Source organism: Acinetobacter sp. AC1-2 (genome assembly GCF_016124155.1).
In the GTDB taxonomy this organism is placed as follows: Bacteria; Pseudomonadota; Gammaproteobacteria; order Pseudomonadales; family Moraxellaceae; genus Acinetobacter; species Acinetobacter calcoaceticus.
The window spans coordinates 1,092,284-1,117,993 of record NZ_JABFFO010000001.1 but is presented as its reverse complement, the minus strand read 5'-3'; the positions used below and the strand labels follow the sequence as shown (position 1 = coordinate 1,117,993).

Annotated in this window: 20 protein-coding genes and 1 pseudogene; 13 read left to right on the top strand and 8 right to left on the bottom strand. The window is 37.5% G+C overall.

The genetic code is table 11. The features are described from left to right. Window positions 1-190 precede the first annotated feature (190 nt). The 3 genes from HL290_RS05160 to HL290_RS05150 all read left to right on the top strand — a co-directional run bounded on the left by HL290_RS05160 (window position 191) and on the right by HL290_RS05150 (window position 1,929). Entirely contained in the window at window positions 191-625 is a 435-nt protein-coding gene (locus HL290_RS05160) for a GFA family protein (protein ID WP_198495806.1), read from the top strand. A 190-nt stretch (window positions 626-815) separates the two neighbouring features. Continuing rightward, window positions 816-1,271, top strand: a complete 456-nt coding sequence (locus tag HL290_RS05155; protein ID WP_004642822.1) for a hypothetical protein — start codon at window positions 816-818, stop codon at window positions 1,269-1,271. 349 nt (window positions 1,272-1,620) lie between these two features. Next, complete coding sequence (locus HL290_RS05150) at window positions 1,621-1,929, top strand: hypothetical protein (RefSeq protein ID WP_198495805.1); 309 nt, start codon at window positions 1,621-1,623, stop codon at window positions 1,927-1,929. 59 nt (window positions 1,930-1,988) lie between these two features. Here the strand turns inward: HL290_RS05150 and HL290_RS05145 are convergent, their stop codons facing one another. Continuing rightward, a complete protein-coding gene (locus tag HL290_RS05145) occupies window positions 1,989-3,146 on the bottom strand; it encodes a catalase family protein (RefSeq protein ID WP_198495804.1) in 1,158 nt (385 codons plus the stop codon). Between the two features lie 184 nt (window positions 3,147-3,330). Between HL290_RS05145 and HL290_RS05140 the strand changes: the two genes are divergently transcribed. Next, window positions 3,331-5,202: a phage capsid protein gene (locus tag HL290_RS05140; protein ID WP_198495803.1), complete on the top strand. Its 1,872-nt coding sequence runs from the start codon at window positions 3,331-3,333 to the stop codon at window positions 5,200-5,202. A gap of 229 nt (window positions 5,203-5,431) precedes the next feature. Then, window positions 5,432-6,541: an S-(hydroxymethyl)glutathione dehydrogenase/class III alcohol dehydrogenase gene (locus tag HL290_RS05135; RefSeq protein ID WP_003651772.1), complete on the top strand. Its 1,110-nt coding sequence runs from the start codon at window positions 5,432-5,434 to the stop codon at window positions 6,539-6,541. Between the two features lie 55 nt (window positions 6,542-6,596). Here HL290_RS05135 and HL290_RS05130 read toward each other — a convergent pair whose 3' ends face one another. From HL290_RS05130 to HL290_RS05105, 6 genes are all read right to left on the bottom strand, one after another. Further along, the gene (locus tag HL290_RS05130) at window positions 6,597-7,568 is read right to left on the bottom strand and encodes a DUF4882 family protein (protein ID WP_198495802.1); all 972 of its coding nucleotides are present in this window, start codon (window positions 7,566-7,568) and stop codon (window positions 6,597-6,599) included. 113 nt (window positions 7,569-7,681) lie between these two features. Further along, window positions 7,682-8,698: a fimbrial protein gene (locus tag HL290_RS05125; RefSeq protein WP_005305233.1), complete on the bottom strand. Its 1,017-nt coding sequence runs from the start codon at window positions 8,696-8,698 to the stop codon at window positions 7,682-7,684. Continuing rightward, on the bottom strand, window positions 8,695-11,256 hold the full coding sequence (locus HL290_RS05120; RefSeq protein WP_198495801.1) for a fimbria/pilus outer membrane usher protein: 2,562 nt from the start codon (window positions 11,254-11,256) through the stop codon (window positions 8,695-8,697). Before HL290_RS05120 ends, HL290_RS05125 begins: the two co-directional genes overlap by 4 nt. Before the next feature lie 58 nt (window positions 11,257-11,314). Next, a complete protein-coding gene (locus HL290_RS05115) occupies window positions 11,315-12,046 on the bottom strand; it encodes a molecular chaperone (RefSeq protein ID WP_005040701.1) in 732 nt (243 codons plus the stop codon). A gap of 87 nt (window positions 12,047-12,133) precedes the next feature. Continuing rightward, entirely contained in the window at window positions 12,134-12,667 is a 534-nt protein-coding gene (locus HL290_RS05110; RefSeq protein WP_198495800.1) for a fimbrial protein, read from the bottom strand. A 492-nt stretch (window positions 12,668-13,159) separates the two neighbouring features. Next, window positions 13,160-13,450 (bottom strand): hypothetical protein, encoded by a 291-nt coding sequence (locus HL290_RS05105; RefSeq protein WP_198495799.1) that lies wholly within the window; start codon window positions 13,448-13,450, stop codon window positions 13,160-13,162. Window positions 13,451-14,465: 1,015 nt separating this feature from the next. Between HL290_RS05105 and HL290_RS05100 the strand changes: the two genes are divergently transcribed. The 8 genes and pseudogenes from HL290_RS05100 to HL290_RS05065 all read left to right on the top strand — a co-directional run bounded on the left by HL290_RS05100 (window position 14,466) and on the right by HL290_RS05065 (window position 24,174). Then, a complete protein-coding gene (locus tag HL290_RS05100; RefSeq protein ID WP_198495798.1) occupies window positions 14,466-15,524 on the top strand; it encodes an ABC transporter substrate-binding protein in 1,059 nt (352 codons plus the stop codon). Between the two features lie 12 nt (window positions 15,525-15,536). Continuing rightward, window positions 15,537-16,247 carry a class II aldolase/adducin family protein gene (locus HL290_RS05095; protein WP_045432357.1) on the top strand — a complete coding sequence of 237 codons (711 nt, stop codon included), beginning with the start codon at window positions 15,537-15,539 and terminating at the stop codon, window positions 16,245-16,247. A 33-nt stretch (window positions 16,248-16,280) separates the two neighbouring features. Then, window positions 16,281-17,475 (top strand): annotated as a pseudogene (locus HL290_RS05090) (LLM class flavin-dependent oxidoreductase). 10 nt (window positions 17,476-17,485) lie between these two features. Further along, window positions 17,486-19,057 (top strand): ABC transporter substrate-binding protein, encoded by a 1,572-nt coding sequence (locus tag HL290_RS05085; protein WP_198495797.1) that lies wholly within the window; start codon window positions 17,486-17,488, stop codon window positions 19,055-19,057. Between the two features lie 5 nt (window positions 19,058-19,062). Next, window positions 19,063-20,214 (top strand): ABC transporter permease, encoded by a 1,152-nt coding sequence (locus HL290_RS05080; RefSeq protein ID WP_198495796.1) that lies wholly within the window; start codon window positions 19,063-19,065, stop codon window positions 20,212-20,214. Then, window positions 20,211-21,059, top strand: coding sequence for an ABC transporter permease (locus HL290_RS05075; protein WP_198495795.1), 849 nt, complete (start codon window positions 20,211-20,213; stop codon window positions 21,057-21,059). The genes HL290_RS05080 and HL290_RS05075 overlap by 4 nt, the downstream gene beginning before the upstream one ends. Before the next feature lie 2 nt (window positions 21,060-21,061). Then, a complete protein-coding gene (locus HL290_RS05070) occupies window positions 21,062-22,879 on the top strand; it encodes an ABC transporter ATP-binding protein (protein WP_198495794.1) in 1,818 nt (605 codons plus the stop codon). 26 nt (window positions 22,880-22,905) lie between these two features. Beyond that, window positions 22,906-24,174 carry an acyl-CoA dehydrogenase family protein gene (locus tag HL290_RS05065; RefSeq protein WP_198495793.1) on the top strand — a complete coding sequence of 423 codons (1,269 nt, stop codon included), beginning with the start codon at window positions 22,906-22,908 and terminating at the stop codon, window positions 24,172-24,174. A 338-nt stretch (window positions 24,175-24,512) separates the two neighbouring features. Here the strand turns inward: HL290_RS05065 and HL290_RS05060 are convergent, their stop codons facing one another. After that, window positions 24,513-25,565, bottom strand: a complete 1,053-nt coding sequence (locus HL290_RS05060; protein ID WP_198495792.1) for an ABC transporter substrate-binding protein — start codon at window positions 25,563-25,565, stop codon at window positions 24,513-24,515. Window positions 25,566-25,710: the final 145 nt, after the last annotated feature.

The following is a 25,710-nucleotide window of genomic DNA, read 5'->3' as shown; positions in this document are numbered from 1 at the left end:
TCAGAGCATTCTTATATTCAATTTATATGTCAAAATTCATATTAAACCTTATAAATGTATTGTGCCAAGCCTCAACGCTAGCAATTCCTTATTTTTATAGGTATTTCTAAGAAAACATAGCCTTTTAAATATATAAAGTTAAATTTAACCGTTTTAAACCTAATGCTATATTCAATATTATTTTTTAAGGATGCTCGAGATGAGTCATATGGGTTCTTGTCTATGTCATGAAGTCAAATTTTCAATTACCAACGAGATAGAGACTATCTATCACTGCCACTGTAGTCTCTGCCGAAAACAATCGGGAACGGGATCAAACGCAGCTACTTTAGTCGGTAAAGACAAATTTAAATGGTTATCAGGTTTAGAACTTATTCGTACTTATAAAAAGGAAACAGGTTTCACATCTTCATTTTGTAGTAAATGTGGATCGCCAGTACCCAACCTAGTTGGAAATACACATTTTATGTGGATACCATTAGGCTTATTAGATAAAGACATTGTTGTGCTAAAAAAACTTAATTTTTGCGTGTTTTCAAAGTCAAACTGGGCGAACACAATAGAGGCAGATGAATCTTATAACCAGCTTCCAACTTTAGATGAACTAAAAATATTTTTTGATTAGAATAATTTTCTCTAAAAAGAGACTTGCTTTGCGTTATCTTTAATTTTTAGGAATAGCTATGCTTTCAGATTTCACAAACACACATTAATTACAATTGGCAGTACAACAATTACATTAGAAAACATGATATCTATCATACTTCCTTAAAAGGCTGAGTGAGTAGCTAAACAATAAAAGGGAGAAAATAGAGATGCCACAATATTTAATCATCGCTGAGAATGTGTACAAAAAGATTGAGGACAAAAATTTATTTTCAGAAAGCTCAGCAGAGACCTTAAATCATTTGGTTGGTGTAATTCGTAAGGAAATTAAAGGAACCAAGTTTAAACTTAAATATAATTTTATAGATTTTGATGAGTGCTTAACCAAGCCGTTAGAAGAATGTGCAATTAAGTTGGATATGAGCCTCATGCCCAACCATAAAAATAAAGATGAATATATTCTTTGGCTCGCAGGTTTTATTGAAAGAATTACAACAGGAGGAGAGGCCAAGCTTCCACCGATCTCACAATTTATCCCTCCTGATTTTAAGTTTAACTATGAAGAACCTCCTAAAGTGTCCTCATCTACAGGTGATGATGGAGAGATGATTATTAATTATTTCAAGTCAGATGCCTTTACAAAAATTATAAAAGAAGAAAAATAAGTTTAAAAAAATATAGAAGTGATCGTCCACTACACTTCTATATATCGCTGTAAATTCAGCAACCGCCTTCTGGGGCGGTTTTTTAATAGTGATTTTTAAAATTTTCAATATTTAAAATAATATAGATCTTCTTAAATATAAATTTTTAGCTGGCTGTTAAAATACCTACCAATTTAATCGGAATAAAATTAAAACCAGATCACATTATTAAAACAATAAATAGTTATGATATTCATAATTTATCAATTAAAATTAAAAAACAGCAACAATCTTAATAAAAATTATAAATTTATTTTTACAACTACAATTTTATACTTATATTTTATAAATAATTAATAAGGAGATAAAAATGCCAAAATACTTATTATTAGCAGAAAAAATTAATAAAAATATTAAAAACAAACATTCAAGCAATTACTTTAAAGACTTAAATAATTTAATTATAGAAATTGAAAAAGCGATTGCCGGTACAGAATTAAAATTTTTATATAACTTTGTGAACTTCGAAGGGGCTGTTGTTAGTGTGCAAATTGAATTACTCATTAGAGTAGATATAAGCTTGATTCCAAAACATAAAAATGAAGATGACTTTATTTTATGGCTGGCAGATTTCATTGATCGAATCACCATAGACACCAGTAAAGAAGTCATTAAATAAAAAAATTGCTCCTAGTAAGACAAGATTACTTAAATGTTAAACCGAGAGGAATAAGGTATTTAAGGCTCTTGTCTAGGTGCGGAATTCATATCATGTCGAACCCTGCTTATATTTTCATAAATGACTTTACGCATTCGGTTTACTGCACCTAATGGCTTATGTGCAGGTAAGGCATGCCACGGCGTAAAAGACAAATTTTCACAGAACTTATTTTGCTCGGGCGTATCAAAATTCTGCTTTGGAATATGAATAGTCGCTACTTGATAAAAAGGAGCCGCTTTCTCATCCCATTCTGTCATCGAATCTTCTACTAACATTTTATTTGAAGTTCGGGGCTGAATAAGGAATTCCATACAGGCGTCTGTTTGCTGTAAAGTATTTTTTAAAGCCTCTCTTAAAAAATCATGACTAGGATTTTTAGGTAGATTATTTGCTGTCACTGAGCAAGCTCGTACAGAATATTTAACCGCTTGTCGATCATTACCCAGGCCTAACTGATAGGGAACCATAGACCAGTAACGCGCATAGAGTGGATTTGCAATTTGTGAATTACGTGCTCCGAGTGCATTCATTGTTCCTTTAAAACCTAAGGCAAATGGAATATGAAGTTTTCTAATCATATTATGGCTATTCACATCATTTATAAAAGAAAGGTATCGTTTAGCATCATTCGCAAAAAAGACAGGGTGATTAATCATAATAAAATCTTGGGTAGTTGCTTGCTTTTCACTTTCTAAAATTTTCGTTCCAGATACACCTAAAAGTTTTATCGCTATGCCACGTGCATCTTTGTCAATGTCAGCACTAGAGGCGTCATTAGAAGCATTAGAAAAGCGAATCCATGCTTGATAACTTTGGTCTGGTATAAAAATGCCTTTAGCGAACTGAGCAGGTATATTTTTTGAGACATGAAATTCAGCTCGCACACACCCATGTGCTTTAGGATGCGCATCACGTAAAGCATTTCCCGCCATATATTGTTCACGAATTGACTTTTCAATGACTTGAGCTATGTTCTGGGCTAACACATCCTCATTAGGCTGTAGCTTTTCCCCTAAAACGGTATCAACTTCTGGATAAGCGATGCTTTCTGAAGATATCTTTATTGGTATGGTTCTTTGGGAATGTAAAGTTTCACTACAACCTGTTAGTGCAAACACAAGAGGAGTAAATACAAACAACACCCTAAAATGTATAGGCTGCATAAAATTTGACATCTATTATCTCCTTAGGGCAAAAAATATTTTAAGATAATATTAAGAGTTCTTGTTTAAGTTTATTTTGAGCTTTATAAAAAATATTAACTGTAAATAATTTAAACGTCATTGTTACTTATCTGAACAATAAAATAAGAATTATTATTTAATATAAAACTTCTTAATACATTAAGAGAATGACGACATGATAACTAATCGACAAAATGTGCAAAATAATTCTAATTCATCACCACATCCAATCACTCAAAATACACTTATTGATCGATTTAGCCCTATTTATTGGAGAATAGACGGCCCGCAAACGATGTCTTTTGCCATTACTAATTATGGAAATGGTTTTGAAGCATCTTTTAGGTCGCGCATGGCAAATGATTTGGTAGGAATTACGTGGGACTCTTATGACACTAAAGATCATAAATTTTTAGCTTATGAAACCAAATACAGCTATGCAGGGGTAATTTGGGACTTCGATATTGAATTGTCGGCTTCTATGCCTGTGCTTAACAATGCGAGTTTAACACCGACTTTAACGGTGTACTATAATGAGAATGGCATAGATAAAATTGCATATGTCGTCTTGTTTAACTACGCAAATAATCCTTCATCTCGCACGGCGCATATTCATATTAACTGGGATACGGTGAAAGCTGGTTTTTCTGCGACGGATAGCTTTCCCGTCACCAATATTCAGCGAATTTCATTTTCTGGTTTTACCAGTCAATATAATGGCCAATCAGCTACACCTTTAAGTCAGCCCCAAGATGGTTATATTCGACTAACCAACTCGGTTGTTATAGGAACAAATGCGAAGTTAAATTTGAGCCGTGTTGTTGTACCTCAGCACAATTATGGTATCTGTACCAGCTATGATGACCATTACGATTTAAACCCGCAGCGCCTAGTCAACAATATGGTCACTTTGGGATATCAAGGTTTGGTTAACCATTATTGTGGAATGTCGCATTATCCTGAAATGAAATGGAAAAGCGATATTAATAAATGGCAAATACCAGATACGTTGGTGACGGGCGAGGCTGTTGTTAACTCATGTACCCGTAAATGGCATGAGAAATATGCTCAGGCTTTACATAGCGCCAATATGCAGCCCATCTTTGGGGTCAGCTTTGAAATGTATTCCTTGGGGGCCAATGAGTATTGGGCACAGCGTGACTGGAATAGCAATTTGGGTAAAACAGGCTACCAACCACCGAGTTATTTTTTTAGTTTAAGTGACCAAAATGCTTTGGCATATCTACATAAAGTCTTTATTGAGTTTGCAGATGCAATGGTTGTCGGGGGATGTGATGTAAACATGCAGATTGGTGAACCTTGGTGGTGGTATAACACTGACACGAATCTACCATGTGTGTATGACTATCCAACAAAACTGGCTTTTAATGCAGATACAGGTTTATATGCACCAGATTTAGGTACAATTTATGAGGCCATGAATAAAACAGGAACTCCTTATGATGAGTTTAAAACATGGCTTAGAAATAAATTAGGACAAACCTGTCAAAACATTCGTACCGTTATCAAAGCAAAATATTCAACTGCCAAAGTTAGCCCACTTATTTTCTTTCCTTCTATTCAGTCCCCAATTCAGACACTAGCAACTTATATTAACTATCCAAGCACACACTATTCATATCCTAATTTTGATTACATGATGACAGAAGCTTATGATTGGCTATTGGAAGCTCGCTTAGACTTGGCACATCAGGCAGTTTCTCAAATACCTATACAAGGTTTGGGCTATCCTGCAAATAAAGTCATTTATTTATCAGGATTTGTTCCTGATGCATCTATTGCCTATATTTATGGCTTTGATAAAACCAAACCATATCGAACACCGATCTGGCAACGAATTTTTGGTGACATGAAAAATAATGTTTCTCTGGGTTTAATGAAGCAATTTATCTGGGCATATCCACAAGTCATGTTTGATTCGATTACGATCGATACCACTCAAGCCCCAAATGGCTTCTTTGTTGAAAATACGCTTTATTCACCAATTAGTGATAACACACCATATCCACCAGATATTTACCTATAAGTAAACATAAACCGTTTATAAGATAAGTGATTTGATAGAAAACCTCTTCAAGTAAGAGGTTTTCTTCTTTTTGAAACAGAGGCTTGCTTAGACGTACCTGACTGGCTATGCTGTGATGGATTGTCATGAAAGCCAATTTTAATTTAAGCAAAATTAATCTCTTGTATTACTGTTACATAATCTATTTTGCTCGACTATAAATACCGAATGATTTAAAGGAAACCCAAAGATGAAATCTCGTGCAGCTGTCGCCTTTGCCCCAGGAAAACCTTTAGAAATTGTTGAAGTTGATGTTGCACCACCTCAAGCGGGTGAAGTTTTAATAAAAATTACCCATACAGGGGTATGTCATACTGATGCTTTTACATTGTCTGGCGATGACCCTGAGGGTGTTTTCCCTGCAATTTTAGGTCATGAAGGTGCAGGTGTTGTGGTGGAAGTCGGTGAGGGCGTAACGAGCGTTCAACCGGGTGATCATGTTATTCCACTTTATACTGCGGAATGTAAAGAATGCTTGTTCTGTAAATCTGGAAAAACCAACTTGTGTGTTGCAGTACGTGCAACACAAGGTAAAGGTGTAATGCCAGATGGAACCACACGTTTTTCATATAATGGCGAACCGATTTACCACTACATGGGTTGTTCAACCTTTAGTGAATATACGGTAGTTGCTGAAGTATCTTTAGCTAAAATTAATCCTGAAGCGAATCACGAACAAGTTTGCTTACTTGGATGTGGTGTGACTACAGGTATTGGTGCTGTGCATAACACAGCTAAAGTACAAGAAGGTGATTCTGTTGCTGTATTTGGCTTAGGTGGTATTGGTTTGGCTGTTGTACAAGGTGCACGTCAAGCAAAAGCTGGGCAAATTATTGTGGTAGACACAAACCCAGATAAATTTGAACTTGCTAAGCAGTTTGGTGCTACAGATTTCTTAAACCCTAAAGATTACGATAAACCAATTCAACAAGTCATTGTAGAAATGACCGGCTGGGGTGTAGACCATTCATTTGAATGTATTGGTAACGTCAATGTTATGCGTTCTGCTTTAGAATGCGCACATCGTGGTTGGGGACAATCAGTCATTATTGGTGTTGCTGGTGCAGGTCAAGAAATTTCGACTCGTCCATTCCAGTTGGTTACAGGCCGTAAATGGTTAGGTACTGCTTTTGGTGGTGTTAAAGGCCGTTCGCAACTTCCAAAAATGGTTGAAGATGCCATGAAAGGTGAGATTCAACTTGAACCTTTTGTAACGCATACTATGCCTCTACAAGACATTAATACTGCTTTTGATTTAATGCATGAAGGTAAATCAATTCGTACAGTCATTCATTTCTAAATAAAAGAAAAAGGGCTGTGATTCAGCCCTTTTTTACAACTTATAGTTTTATATCTTAAATGGCATTACCGCACATATCAGTTGTACCCTGAGGATAGCTAAACTGTAGAGCATGACGGTCAGTAATGAGTTCATTAGACAACTCTTGTCCAAATAACTGATTAGAATATATTGATATACCACTTGAGGCAGAAAAGCGTATATTCTCAAGTGGGGCAGGCAAAGTAGATTGATAGCCTTGATCAACACCATTTAAAATAAAGCCAACTTGTTTAGTGTTCTGATTAATATATATACCTAATCTTTGGTATCCATTTGCATTATTTGTCATGTTTTGCCCTTTATAATATGGATTGTCAGGGCCGCTATTATCACTAAGTCGGTAAGCTACTGAATAGCTTAATCTAGCAGGATTCTCACCAAAATCGGGATCATAACTCCCCATATCAAACCAATAATTAGATCTAACTGTATAACCATTATTTGTTATGCCACTAAATGCAATGCTAGAGGAGTAATAAGTAGAATTTCCAATTGATGAGTTTCCAAGAGCTGATACTGGAATCTTATGCTCCATTTCAAATGCAATAATACCTGTATGAGGTATAGTTATATCTCCAATGTCATTAGTCGAATTAAGATTAGCTTTACTTATAGCTACATAATCTAAATCGCCATACTCGCTTTCTGGTCTAGGCTCCACTTTAAAACCAAATTTTTGACCATTTATCAATGGAAATATTTTCATAGGCAAATAGTCAGGGTGTTCACTATTCCATAGATCGAAATCTTCCTGAGTCGCATTAAAATTATATTGGCAGACTGGGGTAGAATTAAGAGTGTTCGTTTGGGCCAAGAGCATTTGAGGTACTAATTCTTCATTCTTTGCAGTTGATGAAATGCTTTTAGATACTACTTTTTGGCTAGATTCATTACGCGATACGGTACTCGTATTGTCAGAAGATACTTCATACATTGCCCAACATAATGTAATAGCGCTAACGGCAACTATGCCTATTTTTTTCATAAAATATTCCTATCGCGTTAAGTATTAAATTTTGAGAAAAAATTGATAAAGTAAAGCTTATTATTGATTTTTAAATATTTGAAATTATTAGGTTTATAGACTATTGAATATGATTAATCATATTCAATAGTTACAGTAGCCATTGCACGAACTTTACCAGGCGTAACATTTGCTGCCGTTTGATAGTAACGAGCTGTTAAAGGAACATCATATTGAATGGTTTGATTTGATTTCACAGTTCCTAGTTCTAGTTTATTACCTAAGCCAATAACTTGATTCTTATTTTGATAATTCCATACAAGTTGAACCCCAACACCATTTGCTTTAGTTGCATTTGGTTCAAGATTTTTTAAAACTTGGGTATTCGTGCCGTCTTGTTGATAATCAAAACTCAAGCTAATGAGGTTTTTCTCTTCATAACCAGTTGGGTTGATACCACCATTACACAAAATATTTAGATCGAAAGATTGATCTCCCTGAGTTGAACCAACACCTTTAAACCCAGCTTTTGTAACTGTTGGTAGTTGTACCTGCTTATTAATAGCGCCACGCCATTCACAAGAAGAAGAGGCGATCGTAATTGCATTAGCATTAACCGTACTAGTTAAAAAAGGACGATCACTTCGGCTTCCGGCATAATAACTACTATAAACACCAGGGACTAAAGTTCCAGATCCAGTATTTTCAGCCGTTTTTACAATTTCTACAACAAAATAGCCTTCTGCAAGGGTGAAACGAGTGCTTGGGACGCGACGAGTATAAGGATAGTAACCAGAGAAATTTCCAGCATTAAACGCTTCGCGATAGAGACGAATACCAATCCCTGGAATATTAGTTGAATAGATGCTATTACCAAGTACGCTAAGTGGATAACTTTGTAATAACTGTGCCGTCAACATATCCGAGGTGCTACAGGTATACATAGTATTAGGATCTGGTCTGATCTCAAAAAGGGACTTAACCAAAACTTTACCTACAGGATCACTTGGGCGAACTACAACTCGTCCAACTTGCATCGCAACATCAATTGTTCTGAAACCGTTGCTAGTCGTACATGCTGCTTGAGCACCTGTATTAATACAAAAACCTAATACAACTAAAGCACCACTATTTAAGAGTAATTTTTTCATTTGCAGACAGCCTCAGTCATTACCATGCTTTGTTGCTTATTTTGCAACTGATTACTGATATTGTACTCAACCGAACAACGCTCATTGCTTTCATCGCCCCATTTCACATAAAGACGATCTTGAGCAAGTGGGGTACGTAAGTAAATCATACTACCTTGAGCAACAATACCTACAGCTTCATCTTTTTGGTTAAAGACTTGAGCTGCAAACGGTAAACTGTTGCCATCAGCAGTTTTGCTATTAATGTAAACTGCATAACCAGTCTTAGTCGCAAAATCAACTTTAGCAATTGCGCCAGCAAAAGGTGCAATTCGTTGACTTGTTTCTTCAAGCTCTACTTGGCTCGACATCTCTTGTGGGTCAAGGGTAATGTCATTAAGGCGGTACGGAGTAACATACGGAATAACCGCATAACCAGCCTTATTCACACTTAAACCAACGGTATTATTAACTTTTGCACCAGCAGCCTCTGGAGCATGCACAAGTACCATGGTTTGGCCTTGCTCAGGTCCAAATAAAATACCATCTGAATGTGCAACTACACTACCACTTAAGCTAACCATTGCTTGTTGGTAAGAGTCAGCAATACTATAAGAGCCGCCAACAGTTGCATAGTTAGTACGATAACGGCCATTTGCGTTAAATGATGGATTTGTATAGTCTTGATGCGACACCGAAGCACCATAGCTAAAGCGATCACCCACCATTCCACTTGCACCAACAGTACGACTATCTTCAGAGGCACTCACGTTAACGTTAACTGAGTTCTTCTTAAAGTTAATTGGGAATGAAAGCGTCATTAGATATTCAGTATCATGCGACGCATCATTTGAACCGTACTCAACCTTACGGTTAATCGCAGATAAACCATAAGTCAAGCCATGGTAGTTATTACTATAACCAATTTGGTACTGTTTAGTACTTTCGCTACGGTTCCAATAGTCAACCCAAGAACCTACTACATAGAAGTTACCCCAACCTTCAGGTAACCCTTGGTTTAAAGTAATTTGGAATTCACTACGCTGGTGACCAGCAGCAGCATAGGTATTTACGCCTTTTTCTTCTAAATCGCGAATAAGCAGGGCATCACGTAATTTATAGAAGTTTTCTGTTGAGTAACGATATGCAGCAAGGGTTAAGTTTGTATTGGTTGGAGTAATTAACTTACTATAACTTAAACGGAAACTTTGCCCAGATTGTGATGACTGCTTTTCAAAGTCAGCCTCAGAGTGGGTAACATCTAACGCAACAGCACCAATTGGTGTAGCAAAAGCAGCACCTAATAACACAGCGGTATAGTTTTCCGTTGCTTGGATGCCTGTATAACCTGTTAGATAGTTGTTAATCCCTTGCTGGTATTTACCTTGAACAACCCAAGGATTAATATCAATGTCTTGATCGCGGAACTGACCCACAGTTAAAGAGTAGCGGTTTACACCCGGACGCAACATTTGTACAACTGAAGCATACGGAACCGAGAATTTTTGTATTTGGCCATTTGCTTCAATAATAGAAACTTCAATTTCCCCACCAAAACCAGTAGGGTAAAGGTCATTAATTTCAAAATTACCTGGAGCAACAGTTGTTTGATAGATAAGTTGGCCTTGTTGACGAACTTCAACTTTTGCATTGGTTTTTGCATTACCACGAATACGAGGGGCATAGCCCAACATACTATTTGGTAGCATTCGATCATCACTTGAGAAATCAATACCACGATAACCAATAGAGTCAAATACTTCACCGTTTGTGAAACTATCACCTAGTGTTAAAACACCGCGGTATTTAGGAAAGGCTCTTTGTAAATATGTACTTGTTTCTTGATAATCAGATTTAGATTGATTTTCAGCAGGGGTATCTTGCCATTGCCATTGGCCATTATGACGTAATTGCCAACCTGCTACATTTAGTCCAGCAGTCACGCCCATAAATGCGTTTGTTGTTTCGCTTCGGTCACCAGATTGACTAAATGTTTTATAGGCACTACCACTATAAGATAGAAAACCAGCATTAATGCCTCGATCCCATACACTCGGGTCGACATAGCCTTGCGCATTTTTTTGCAAAGCAACTTGCGGAATCGAAATATCTACACGTAAACGAGATGTATCAAATTCATAAAATGCATTTTCAACCCACTCTTCAATTTTATAACAACTATTATTTTCTTTTTGAAGGGTAGTATGCTTAGACAAAACGTCTTGTTTAACGCCGTACTCAAGGAGGTTCATGCCAGTAAAGCAAGTTACAGCATTTTTATTAGGGTCTAATGCTTTAAACACCATACGACGTTTACCAAACCATTGACCATTTACATATAGGTCAACATTATATTCACCAGGTAAAACAGGGTTGCCGTATTTAAAACGAGAAATATCGACTTTTTGTGCGTCCCCAATTAAAAAAGCAGAATCGAATTCAGCCTCTACGGGAGCACTCGTAGCTGTTTCTTCAGCATGCACGAATACAGGCATTGTCATTGTGACAACACCAGAAGCCAAGTAGTAACAAATATGGCGTTTTAATAATTTATAAGATTCTTGCCTTTTTTTTGGCATAGCTAAGTCCGCCTACACATATAGGTGCTTAAATTTATTAAAAAGATAAATCTGATTACTAAAGTTTTATTGGGTGTTCAATTCGACCACCGTAGTCATTGACATTAATAAAACTCATATCTTGAAGATTGCCATTTTTAAGCTGAACTGACGCTTCAGAAAAAGGCTTAATCATTAGACCTTGAGGTAGTAAATCAACTTTTTTATCACCTGCCTTTTGGTAAACAGAAGTCAGTGTGATATGAAAAGGGGTAGGATTTTTTACCGTTAAATTTTGACCAGATTTAATCCATTGAAGCTTATCTGATGCTAGATTCGCATCTTCTTTAATCGATGAAGGACGATAGAAGAATTTAATTCTTGAACGAATTGCCAATTGCAGAAAATTATCAGGTGTCGTATCTTCACTTTTTGAAGTAGGTCTAGGTGGAATATCTAAAATATTCAACCACAAAACCGTTTCTTGCTTCTGATTTAATTGAGAAGCATTTGGTAAAGCGGTAATACGAAGTGTCTGACTTTTCGTTGCTTCAACACGAGAAATTGGAGGAGCAATCATAAAAGGAACTTTTGATTGGTCCGGTGTACTTTTTGGGTCACCTTCGTCAATCCAAGCTTGGACAAGTGCTGGCTTTGAACCGTTATTGCTAACTTGTAGCGTAACTTCGCGAGCATCCGATGGATAAATTACACGGGTGCCATGAATTACAATTTCTGCTTGAGTAGCAGGTGCGACAACCGCTGAAGCAAATGCCAGACCTAACAAAAAATTATAACTGTTCAATTTCATTTCAGAATTCTCAACCAAGAAAGATTCGGGAAGGTGTTACACAAAACAGGGCTTCCATGCGAACATAGAAACCCCGCTATCAATTAATTATTGATAGATAATTGTGTATTGAACAGAAGTAGTTACTTTACCAGCAGTAGAAGCGCCAGTTGCATAGTATTCAGCATAGTAGTTAAGGTCAGCACTTGCGCCTTCAGCTACGTCAACCCATTGAGAGTTAGCTTGAGCACCATTTGCACCCGCAGCAAGTACTGGGATGAAGTTGTTGTTGCTACCTAAAAGTTGAACGTTAACGTTTTTAGCACCAGTAGCGTCTTGGTTAAGTAAACGACCAGTATTAAAGTCAACAGTTGCACCTGGTTCGAAGTAAGTAGCTACTTTACCTTGTGAACAGTTAGCTAAGTTGATTTGGAAAGGAGTACGGCCAGCAATATCCCCAGCAACAGCTAAAGTTTGTTTAGAAACAGTTGGAAGAGTAACTGTGAAGTCTTTACCAGCTGGGGTAACGATGTCACAAGTTTTGTCTGTAACTAAACCATTAATTGTAATTGTACCATCAGCAGCTTGAGCATTCGCAATCCCTACAACCGAAAGAGCAGCGATCAAAGCAAGTTTTTTCATAGTGTTTTCTCAAAAGTCTGGATAAAAGTTTATTCCTTACTTTTCCAGTGTTTGACATCTTGAAAAGTAATGTAACAATACTAACACTTTCCAAACAAAATGCAAACTACATCACATTATTTTTTCATAATAATAATTGCATCACACTAAAAATAAATACTTAAAAGCTACCTTTTACAGTCTATATATCTGTTTATTAAGATTTTTTTATTTTTTCAAAAAGCGGACCCGCAGAGATAAGCAAGTTACATAAGAACACTATGTAAATAGAAAAGAATTAAACAAATTATGTGAAAAAGAAGCTTAAATTCTTACAATACAATTATATAGAATAAATTATGCACATGTATATAGAAAAAACATACAAATAGTCATTTTTTTATAAAAAAGAGTGACCGATCCTTTAAATCATCAAAATGTGCGATGAGTTCGACAAATCACTCTTTAATCATGCTTATTGTAGGAATAGCCTCAAATACTATGCCTAATAAGTTAATGATAGTTGATAACCACGACTTTGTGATTAGAACCTATGCTTTCAATGCTAGTGTCCATTTTCTCAGTATGTTGAGCTAAGTTAGAAAGACTATTTTTGTTTAAATATTCACTATCAAGTTTAGTATTTAAATTATTTACCTCAACACATTCTATCTCGCTATGTTCTGTTGAACATGTATCTTCAACAATATTTCCTCTTATCATTATTGTGTTATTTGCATAACAAAATAATGGGGAAGTGGAAAGCACCATCAGAATAAGAAGTTTAAATATATTATTTTTCATTTTATATGCCTATTTATAAAATAGTTTATATCTATTTGATACAATATTTTTAATTTAAAAACAATCATTAAGTTTAAAAGAAGAAAAAATATTAATTTTGACGTGACGAAAATCACATTAACTGTTTTAAATAATGTAATAGTTAGAATTTTAAAAACATATTAAGAAACATAATAATTACAACACTTTAAAAATTATTTATTTTAATTCAAGTTATTGATATTTATGACATAAACTTCAAATTAGCAATAGAGCAAAATTAAAAGAATTAATAATATATAATTAAACATTTAATAAGTATGTAATTTATTTTTTGTGATTTTAGTATTTATATTGCAAGGTAATTACAGAGAAAGAAGATACTAATTTTATTTAAAATGTGATTTATTTAACTTTTTATTTATAAATTAAAAAACAAATTCACTTTATTTATTAAATACAATTATCACACCACCAGTAAGTTGAAATTCATCACACATTTTAAATATATTGAGGCATAAAAGATGATTTTAGTTTTTAAAGGTTTTTGCAACAATTTAAGTGTGTACGATCTTTTTAAGATCAAATTATATAAAGTAGAAATATGAATTATAGAAAACATAGTAATATTTAAACTTGATGAAAATTATCTTTTAATTGAGTTTTATAAATATTATTTGATTGCTGAAAAATTTATTCTAGAAAAAAATATCTTAAGAAAGTAACTAGAGCATTATCTACAAGATCTAATACAGAAGATACCATCTGTAGACTCAGCTCTACTCCAGCAATAAATACTCAACTTTCAAACAGAACGAGTTCTAGGGTGGCTGATTGCATGATTCTGCATTTTTGTAAGTTGTATCTGTCGGAGGTAAGTGTTGATAAAACAACACTGGCATTGAAAAATGATGAAATATAAACATTTTCAACCCCAATGTTTTTGCATAAATTATTGAAAATAAAAAACAAATTAAATTGGCATAAAAGCTGCTCAATGTGACTGATGAAAGTGGAATTATCCTAAGGAATCCGTATGTCACTTGTAGTAGATAAAAAAGAAAATTCTAAAGAATTTGTAAAAAACATCCTGTCTGAAATTTGGGTTACTCGATGTCCTGTACCCACAGCAACAGGTATTTCCTTAAAGCGCGGCACTCTGGTTAAAAAATTTGAAAAGCACGGCATTGATGTTGCTGTATTGCAAGATGCGCGTAAGGGTTTGTCGGTTCATCATTTTGATCATCAATTACCAGCTCTGTTCCGAGAAGGTGGAAATGTACCTGCATTAGCTGCACGCTCTGAAGGAGCACCCAGCCGACTCATTGGATTAACTTGGATTGATGAGTGGCAAGTAATTATTGTTCGACCTGATTCAAACATTAGCCAGCCAGAACACCTAAAAAATGTGAAAGTGGCTTTACCAGAATATGCTGACAAACGTGCTGGTAGTATTTTTAGAGCCATGTCATTGCAAGGTATTCGTGGCGCGTTACAACTTGCCAACCTCACTTTCCGAGATGTCAATTTTATTGAAGTACCTGAGCGTGCAGGGCCTAAAGAGAATCGTGATGCGAGTACGTATTGGTCAGGCCTTGATGCATTAATCACAGGTGAAGTTGACGCCGTTTATGTAAAAGGAGCTTCTGCTGTTGAAGCTGCAACTAAACGCGGCCTTAAAGTTGGGATTGATTTAGATAAATTTGAAGATGTGACTTCTCGTGTAAATAACGGAACGCCTCGTCCAATCACAGTCCATGAAGATCTATTAGAAGATCATTTTGATGTGGTAGTCGATTTTCTTGAAGAGCTATTTGATACGGCGGATTGGGCACAAGATCATTTAGATGAAGTGTTGGTGATTCTTGAAGATGAAACGATTGCAGGGGCAGAGAGTGTTGCGACAGCCTATCGAAATAATTTTCATAAGTCTTTACATCCATCATTAAATGAAGAGCGTTTAGAACTTTTAAGACAACAAAAAGATTTCCTTTGGTTACATGGCTTTTTAGAGCGAGATGTCGATATTGAAACATGGGTTGATCATCGTCCTTTGCTCGAAGTTTTAAAGCGCCGTCAAAATAAAAAATTTTAAGAGGATTTGATCATGACAACACTTACTCAAACGCCATTGTCTCGTGAACTCAATGACTTTATCGAATTGAACCGAGAAAAAGCTGAATTTGCTTTTGAAGTGTTCCGTGAAACAGGAACAATCACAGCAAATGGAACGGTTAATTTTGTAGAACGTGGGCCTGAAAATACCTTAGTCACTTTTAACTATGCAGGGCCGTGGTCTAAAGATAAAAAAAGCAAAGTGCTTGTGGAGACAATTGATGGTGAAGTTTTATTGGGGAGAAAAAGTGCAGGTGGACGCTATAACAAGCTTTTTAAAGAACATGCAGATGTCACCACAATATCTCATGTACACGCGCCGAATTTAGGTGCTTGGGCTCAAACCCATCGTACTTTACCGATTCGTTATGTGCCTGTGCAGCGTTTCCATTTATTTAAAGAGTTGCCGATTTACATTGACCGCCGTCAGGCAGAAGTCGATTTCATTTTAGATCAACTCAAAATTGATATTGAGTATCGGGCCATCTTAGAAGCCAACGGTGGTGCAACCGTATGGGGTCGTCAAGGTCTACAGGAAACAGCTGAATTTATCTTGTTGCTAGAAGAAGGGGCTCAAATTCAGCTTCTCGCAGAGTTAGTAGGCGGTAGCCGAGAATACGGGCAAGGGGTTTTACATCAGCAATGGAAAATGAGCGGTTTGACTGAAAAAGCAAAATCTCTTGGATTGCTCCCCCTCAATTAGATAAAGATTTAAAAAATAAAGATCGAGAATATTATGGCTGTAAAACTTTTATGGTATCTCACGTCTCCAGATGGGCCATATCCTTGGTTGGAATCTGGGCGGTGGGATACCGATTATGAACACTTGCAACAGATTGCGATTACCGCAGATCGACTTGGTTTTTTCGGTTCACTCATGGGTACAAGTGAGTATGAAACACTTGCTGTTGCTGCAAGTTTAATTCCATTTACTGAACGTTTAAAGTTTCTGGTTGCCCAACATCCCGGAGAAGTCCAGCCAGCAGTTTTGGCAAAATATGCTCAAACTTTTGACGCATTTTCTAAAGGGCGTTTGCTATTTAATGTCGTCAATGGAAATGATAAGGGTTTAGCAGCTTTAGGTATTCACTATACTCATGATGAACGTTATGACTTTAGCAAAGAATATTGGAGTGCATTTCAGCAAAACTATTTAGGTGATCGGTCTGGATTTGAGGGCGAATTTGTTCAAATTGCTCCACGTCTAGAAGGTGGATCTCCTATGTCAAAATGGCGTGGCCCCACTCAAGAACAGGGTGTTCCTTTGTGGGGAGCTGGAACTTCAGCGAAAGGCATTCAGCACTCTGTTGAATTGTTAGATGTGTATTTAAGTTTTGCGAATACGCCGCCATTACTTGGAGAAAAGTTTAGCAAGGTTGCGGCTGAGGCTGCAAAAATTGGCCGAACTTTAGAATTTGGCACTCGATTGCAAATTATTATGCGGGAAACAGAAGAAGAGGCTTGGCAATATGCTCAGTCGTTACTTGACAAGATTGATGTAAATTATGCAATCGAAGCTGTTAAACGACAGCTTCCTCCAAATGAAACTTTTGAGAGTTATCAAAGTAAAAATCCATCTATTCAAAAAAATTTAGAACAATTACGTCGAGGTATTTTACCTCAAGCTAAAGATTTTGAAATTTATCCTAATGTTTGGACTGGGCCATCTTTATTTGGTTTCGATATTTTAAACCCAGCCGCGGGGACAGCCTTGGTCGGTAGTGCTGAAAATATTGCCAAACGAATTAAAGAATATGAAAGCTATGGCGTATCAGCCTTTATCTTGTCTGGTTTCCCTTTAATTGGGGAAGCCTATCGGGTAGCAGATTTATTGTTCCCATTATTGGAACTCGATCATGGCTTTGAGTTACCTAAGCTCAATAAAAATTCATCCATTGATTCCCTTTTTGAATCAAGAAGTCGTGGTTTAAGGGAGAAGGCATGAATAAAATTACACGTAGAGAACTGATTAAACAGACTGGATTAGGTGTGGGTGCTTTTGCTGCAATCAGCCTTATCGGGTGCTCTAAACCAGACTCATCGTCTGAGAGTGCTACTGCTGGTATAGCCCAAAATGATACGCCGAAAAAAGGTGGCGTTATCAAAATTGGGGTAATCAATGGTAATCAAGCTGGCAATTTAGATGCACATAAACCTATTGGTATGTCCAGTGCGTTCAGAGGTTGGCCTTTGTATGCAAAATTATGGGAATGGGGCAGAGATATTCAGCCAAAACTCGCTCTTGCTGAATTTGCTGAACCCAATAATGACGGAACTAAATGGACCATTCGCCTAAAAAAAGGCCTCGAATTTCACCACGGTAAAACCATTACTGCTGATGATGTTATTTTTTCTTTACGGCGGTTAACCGACCCCAAACTTGCCTCACCATTTGCAGCCTATCTTTATTCTTTGCAAAGAGATGCAATTAAAAAGCGCGATGAATACACCGTTGAAATTCCTTTTTCTCAAGGAAAGGGATTGGTTGCTTTACCAGAAGCATGGATGAGTTGGGGGGGCATCGTTCCTACAGATTATGACCCAGTTAAAAATGTCGTGGGGGCTGGACCCTTTAAGCTTGAAAGTTTTACACCGGGTCAGCGTTCACGCTTTGTTCGTTTTGAAAACTACTGGAAAGAAAACCAGCCTTACGCCGATGCAATAGAAATCATTGATTTTAAAGATCAGACGGGGCGTCTTGCTGCCTTGCAATCAGGCCAAATTGATATTGCGTCTGGTGTAAGTGCGGAGCATATTGCTTTAATTCAAGCCAATAAACGACTAAATCTAGTTTCATCTGAAACAGATGCTTGGCAATCATTTGATATGAATACGTCTAAAGCACCGTTCAATGACCTACGAGTGCGACAAGCTTTTCGACTAATTGCCAATAGAGACGATTTGGTGAAACGCGCTTTGGCTGGTCAAGGGCGAGTTGCAAATGACCTTTATTCATTTAGTGATCCCGTATATGACCATAGCATTGCTCAGCGTAAGCAAGATTTAAATAAAGCTAAAGCTTTACTCAAAGAAGCTGGTTTTAATAACAATTTAACTATCGATTTATATACAGGCCCAGATAGCAATGCGGCATTGGTTTTTGCTCAGCATGCTGCTCAGGCTGGAGTCATCGTTAATGTTAAACAGGTTGAAGCTGCTACTTTTGCGGATGCAGTAAAACAAGATTGGGCATTTAGTACAGGCTCGAACGTTTCACGTCCTTTCTTATTAACAGTCTTGCAAATTGATGGGCCGGGTGCGGCAAATAATAAAACTCGTTTTAAGAATGAGCGCTTTACAGAACTGGTGCATGCGGCATTGCAACAACCTGATTTGGAAAAGCGAAAAGTTCTTGTTCATGAAGCACAGCATATTCAGCATGAGCAAGGCGGTTTACTCATTTGGGGCTTTAATAATGTACTCGATGCACATTCGAGCCAAATTGGTGGTGTAACGCCTGATCGCACAGGCTTTGCTGCATGGCGTACTGATGAATTCTGGCGTAGAGGGTAACCGATATGACAATTCAATCCAGCAAAATAGAGGCATCAATCCAACATCCGACAATTACTAAGCCATTTGAATTGCCTGCGTGGTTACCTTGGTTTTTGACACGTTTGGTATCAGGGGCATTGGTTGTTTTTGTTATTAGCCTCATTGTGTTTATTGCTACACAGGCACTTCCATCGGATCCGGCTCGCGTCATTTTAGGTCCAGAAGCACCTGAAGCCACGGTTCAAATACTTCGTGAACAATTGGGCTTGAATGATCCGATATTGGTTCAATACTGGCATTGGTTAAGTCAATTGTTACAAGGTGATTTTGGGCGCTCGATTGACTCCAATGTGCCTGTTTTACAAATTATTCAGAATTATTTTGGTAATACAGTTGCACTCACGAGCCTCGTTATTGTCATTACTGTACCGCTTTCAGTCGTGCTGGGTGTGTGGCTATCGCTCCGCCGTGACAGCAAGTTAGATCGGATTATTGTTTCCAGTTCGATTCTGTTTAAAGCAGTACCGGGGTTTGTGATTGCGATTTGGTTAATGATGTTTTTTTCAACATCAGTTTTACACATATTACCAGCAGCATCGTTGCTGATTCCCAATGAGTCGCCTTATAGCCAATTAGAGTTTTTAATTTTACCAATTTTAACTTTAGCTTTATCACTCATTCCATATCTGATGCGTTTAGTGCGTGGTTCTATGATTGATGCACTAGAGTCGGAATATGTGACCTCTGCACGGCTGCGTGGTATTCCTGAGCGACGGATTATCTGGAAACATGTTTTACCAAATGCATTGGTGCCAGTGGTGCAGGGAACAGCATTGACCATCCGAGTTTTACTAAGTGGTGCTTTAATTATTGAGGTGGTTTTCAGTTATCCCGGTATTGGTAATGCACTTAATGCAGCAATTGAAATGAGGGATATCCCGACTATTCAAGCGATAGTTTTATTGCTCACCATTTGTGTGGTAGTCGTTAATTTAATTGCAGATTTAATCACGACTTTACTCACACCAAAAATACGAACTGCAAAAAGACATAAAGCACGTTCGCCAGGCCGACGTCAGGCGTTACGTTTATGGAAGTCAGGTCGACCAATTACAGTAAAACCTGTCGACCGTCGCAATGCTTTAAAGAATATTCAGCAAGGAGGTGGCAAATGAGCTCACTTCATTGGTACCAAAGAAATTTTTTTCAAACATTAATTCGTGAAAGACAAGTACGTTTTGGATTTGTAGTCACTGCTTTGGTTTTGATTTTTGCACTGGTTGGACCGTTATTTGTTCCATTTGAGCCCACTGCATTGGTCGGTATGACTTATGGACCACCAGAAGGAAAATCATTTTTAGGTTATGACTATATTGGTCATGATGTTTGGTCTCGTGTACTTGCTGGAGGTGCTTCTATTATTTGGATGACACTGGCTGCTAGTTTAGTTGCATTAATTATTGGTTCTAGTTTAGGCATATTCGCTGCTTTTGCCCGAAACAAGATTGATCAGTTTGTGACTTGGCTGACTGATGTGTTTATGGCCTTTCCAGATCTCATTTTAGTCTTACTTATTGTTTCGATGTTAGGGCGGCAACCTTGGCTGATTGTTTTAACGGTTTCAATTGCTTTTATTCCCGGAGTTATACGTCTTGCACGAAGCGTTGCACTTAATTTAGTGGAACAAGAATATATCGAAGCCGCCAAAATTCTTGGTTACTCAAAAACCTATATTTTATTTCGTGAAATTTTACCCAATATGTTGACGCCGTTATTAATTCATCTGGGGGTGATGCTGACTTGGGCAGTGGGTATGTTATCGGGTTTGGCTTTTCTTGGTTATGGTGTGGCACCTCCAGCAGCAGACTGGGGACTCATGATTAATGAGAACCGTGCGGGTTTATTGGTTCAACCGTGGGCTGTGTTTGCTCCTGTCATTTTAATTGCTTTGTTTGCGCTCGGAACGAATGTATTGGCTGAGGGTGTTGGACGTGCAGCAGCTCGGATTGAGGAAAAATAAACATGGCAAATACATTTAAAAATACAGTATTGACCGTAACAGACTTAACCGTGGCATTGGTAAACACCGGCAATCACATCGTTTCTAATATTTCATTTAGCTTACGAGAAGGTGAAGTTCTAGGGCTGGTCGGAGAGAGTGGTTCGGGTAAAACGACATTATCGAGCGCCTTATTGGGCTATGCACGGCATGGTGCCAAAATTATTCAGGGTATAATTGAGTTAGATGATCAAAATATTCTCAGTCTTGATGATCATGCTTTACGTCAGGTTCGTGGCCATAAAATTAGTCATGTTGCCCAAGATCCTGGAACAGCGCTTAACCCAGCATTAAGTATTGGGCAACATTTATTTGAATTATTAGAAGTCCATCAGGCCCAGTTATCAAGCGCTGAAAAATACCAGAAAGTTGCCAAAATTTTAGGTGAAGTGGGTTTGCCACATGATAATGTTTTTCTAAAGCGTTATCCTCATCAGCTTTCTGGTGGTCAACAACAACGAATTTTATTGGCCTTGGCATTCTTGCTACAGCCACGTTTAATTGTTTTGGATGAGCCAACCACCGCATTAGATGTAACGACACAGACCTTGGTGCTAAATATCATTCGTAAATTATGTCGGGAATATAACGTTGCCGCTATTTATGTATCGCATGATTTAACGGTGGTGAAAGATATTGCAGATCGGGTGATTGTTTTATATTCAGGGCGAATTGCTGAAGATGCAGTATTAACCCAACTATTTGAAACCCCTAAACACCCTTATACGCAAGGTTTACTTAACGCCATTCCCGATGTGGCCATTCGTAAATATTTATCTCCAATTGAAGGTCATGCTCCTTCACCAAATGAACGTCCAGTGGGATGTGCTTTTGCAGTACGTTGTACTTTCGCCACAGACATATGCCGTCAAAAACAACCTGAATTAACTCAATTAAAAGATGAGTTTGACCCGCATTTTGTTGCTTGTCACCATTCGGATCATGTTGGTGTGATTAATTTTAAAGAGCTTGATCATCAGGTTCTTGAACAAGAAACTGATACAGAAGCATTGTTAAAAGTTGAACATATTAATGCTTGGTATGGGCAGCAACAGGCACTTTTTGATATCTCATTTCAACTCAAAAAAGGTGAATGTTTAGCATTGGTCGGCGAGTCGGGGTCAGGTAAAACCACGCTATCCCGTGTTATTGCTGGGTTGAATGAAAATGCAGATGGCCAAATTACATTAGCCAACGAGATCTTGTCATTGCGCGGGCAACAGCGTCATTTGCAGCAGCGACATAAACTGCAATATATCTTTCAAAACCCTTATAAGGCCTTGAATCCAGCACATACGATTGGTCAGACATTAGTTAAGGTTGTGCAGCATTTCTTTGCAGCATCTCGACAAGAAGCCATAGAAAAAGTCACACAGGTACTTAAACAAGTCTCTTTGCCTTTACAAGTTCAGGAACTCTATCCTAGAGATTTATCGGGTGGAGAACGACAACGTGTGGCTATCGCACGAGCTTTGCTGTGCCAACCTGATGTTTTGATTTGTGATGAGATTACATCTGCTTTAGATGTTTCCGTTCAGGCATCCATCTTGAAATTACTACAAGACCTTCAGCAGCAAGGTGTGACCTTACTATTTGTGACCCATAACCTAGGGGTTGTTCGTGCAATCGCCGATCGGGTCGCCGTATTAAAAAATGGACATATTGTTGAATACGGTGAAACAGACCAAGTGCTTAGTCATCCTCAACATATATATACCAAAACTTTGCTTACACATGCGCCAAGCTTGTTTAAAAACAACGTACTTGAAGTTAGCGCATAAAAAGAACAGATTTTCCGGAGTTAAAAATGAACGATATTAACCAACGTAATTTTTTAGAATTAGGTAGCGTAAGACATATTCAAAGTGAGCAAGAAGCACTTGAGATTGCAAAAGAGGTGGCAGGTCAACTGAATCAATTTGCTCAAGACCCGAGTTATAACAAAACGGTGCCTTATGATCAGGCTCGCTTAATTTCAGAAGCTGGTTTAACTGCGATTATTGTACCCAAGCAATTTGGGGGCTTAGGCGCCAATATTTCAACGTTGGTCAATGTGGTGAAAATTATTTCATCCGCCGATGGTGGTGTAGGGCAGTTATTACAAATTCACTTCACCATGTTTCGAGGAATTTTAACGGGCTATGACGATGAAATCCGTGATCAATTACTCGGTGACGTATTAAGTGGAAAACGTTTAGGCAATGCACTTGCAGAAGTGGGAGGCAAAGATAAGTTTCAGCATAAAACACGCGTAGAACGAAATTCAGAAGGACAATTAATTTTAAACGGCAGTAAGTTTTACTCTACAGGCTCTTTACTCGCAGAATGGATTTCTTTATTTGCTGGTAGTGATGATGGACCAGTCTCAATTTTAATTCATCGAGATACACAGGGAGTAGAGTTGCTCGATGACTGGGATGCGATGGGACAAAATAATAGCGTCAGTGGCACTGTTAATTTTAAAGATGTGGTTGTTGATGAACGTTATGTTGCCAAGCGAAATACAGGTGGTTTAGGCACGGTTTTACGTACGGGTCTCACTTGGCCTCAAATTTTACACGCTGCAATGGACACAGGAATTGCCAAAGGTGCGTTACAAGGCGGGATTGATTATTTACAACATCATGCTCGTCCTTGGGTGGAAAGTGGCGTCGATTCACCTACACATGAATCTCATATCATTAAACAAATTGGTGAGTTTGCTGTTTTGGTCCGTTCAGCTGAAGCATTGTTGGATCGTTCGGCACAGATTTTTGAACAGCATTTGGCAAATGTAGAAGATGAAGACCTACAAACCGAACTGATTTTATCGGTTGCTGCTACCCGTAGTCAGTCTGATCATGCATCTTTAAAAATTTCGAGTGAAATTTTTGGATTACTCGGGGCAAGTTCAACCTTATCAAAATGGAACCTAGATCGTTTCTGGCGTAATGCACGAACCCATACCACTCACGATCCAATTCGCTGGAGGCTATATCATGTTGGAAATTATTATTTAAATAATATTCCACCTGGTGAATATAATTCTGTGCTTTTAAAGAAGCAGGCGGAGAATGTGACTAAATTTAATAAATAATCCGAGTTCGAAAGTAAATATGATACTCGGAAACGTCATCTGCAACCTGCACGGTGTAAACAAGAGACTGTTTCTACGATAGGTTTTAATAAATCCAAGAAAAGAACAGGTTTTGCAGATGACAATGCCTTTGGTTACTTTGGGCGAAACCAAAGTAACTCCAGCTGAAAGCTAATCCTAAAATTGGATAAAACTCGATAAGACTCCGTTAAAATAATTGTTATTAAAGAGATTAATATTACCCATGCCAACTACTACGAGAGTTTATAGTTACTTGAATTTGGATGCTGAAAATAAAAAAGGTTGTCATCAAGACAACCTTTTTGTTTTTTGTATTGTTAAGCCACTTGAGCTTGAATAGAAATCTCTTGTGCCAGCCATTCACTAACATTAATTTGTGCAGGAATAAAGTTCCAGCGATAGAGAAAGTCACTCAAGTCTTGTAAAGCAATAATAGAAGTCTCATCAAAGTTGGTGTTCAGTTTTAGATGAGCATTTTCCCCATAAGCTGCATGAACCCATTGCTCACTAGTATTACATTCTTTTGCTAGATAACGATGGGTTTCATCGGCGTGTGCATGTGCCCATTGTTCTGCTTGTAAAACAGCATCGACAATCGATTGTGCTTGCTCTGGATAGTGCGTTAGAAAATCTTCATCGACAGTGAGTGTTCTTGGTGTGCCATTATTGGAGCGTAGAAGAGGGTCTGGATGTGAGCCAATATCAATAATGGTATGAAGTGCAAAATCATGAGCAATTTGCGCAGCGTGAGCACCTTTTAGAAAAATGGCATCGACATCACCTTTAATTAATGCCACGATCTCTGCGCTTGCATTGATTTTATTGCGATTACCATAAAAACTAGAATCATTTTCTGTGGGCTGTTGTTGCTGTGCGGTTAAAATATCTGCTCGTAAACAATCGACTAATTCAAGATCGCTCACCTCCAGATTTACTGTTTTTAAGGAATTTTCTACCCCCCGAATAGCCTGTGCACGCGAGAAATCAATAATTGCATCTTGATTCAGTGGAATTCCAAAACGTTTGCCTTTTAGGTCGGCAACAGTTTTGATGTTTGAATCATAGCGTGTTAACAACAATTGAACTTCATCAGCCCAAGATAAGCCAATCACTTTAGTTTTTTGACCAGATGAATATGCCCAGATTGCAGGAATACTCCCGCCATGTCGAACTGAGTTGGCAAGAGTATGGTTAAAATGAGAGTTACGAATATCTTTGGAATTTGATTCTCGAATTGATTTTATTTCAATCTGCTGCTCATTAAACTTTTCTTTGAGCCAACCTTTTTGAATTGAAATACCTAGGCCTGTTGGTACAGGGCAGCGCGTATACCAAAGTGTGTTTAATGGTTGAGTTTGAAGTGTTGTCATCGTGACATCCTTTTGTGGTTTTTATGCTTTAAAGCAAAATTGATGCCACTCAGTAATTTATTGATATTTAATGATTATTTTTGATATCGTTTTTTATGATGTTGATATATCAAATTTTGTTGCGATTACAGCAAATCATTTACGC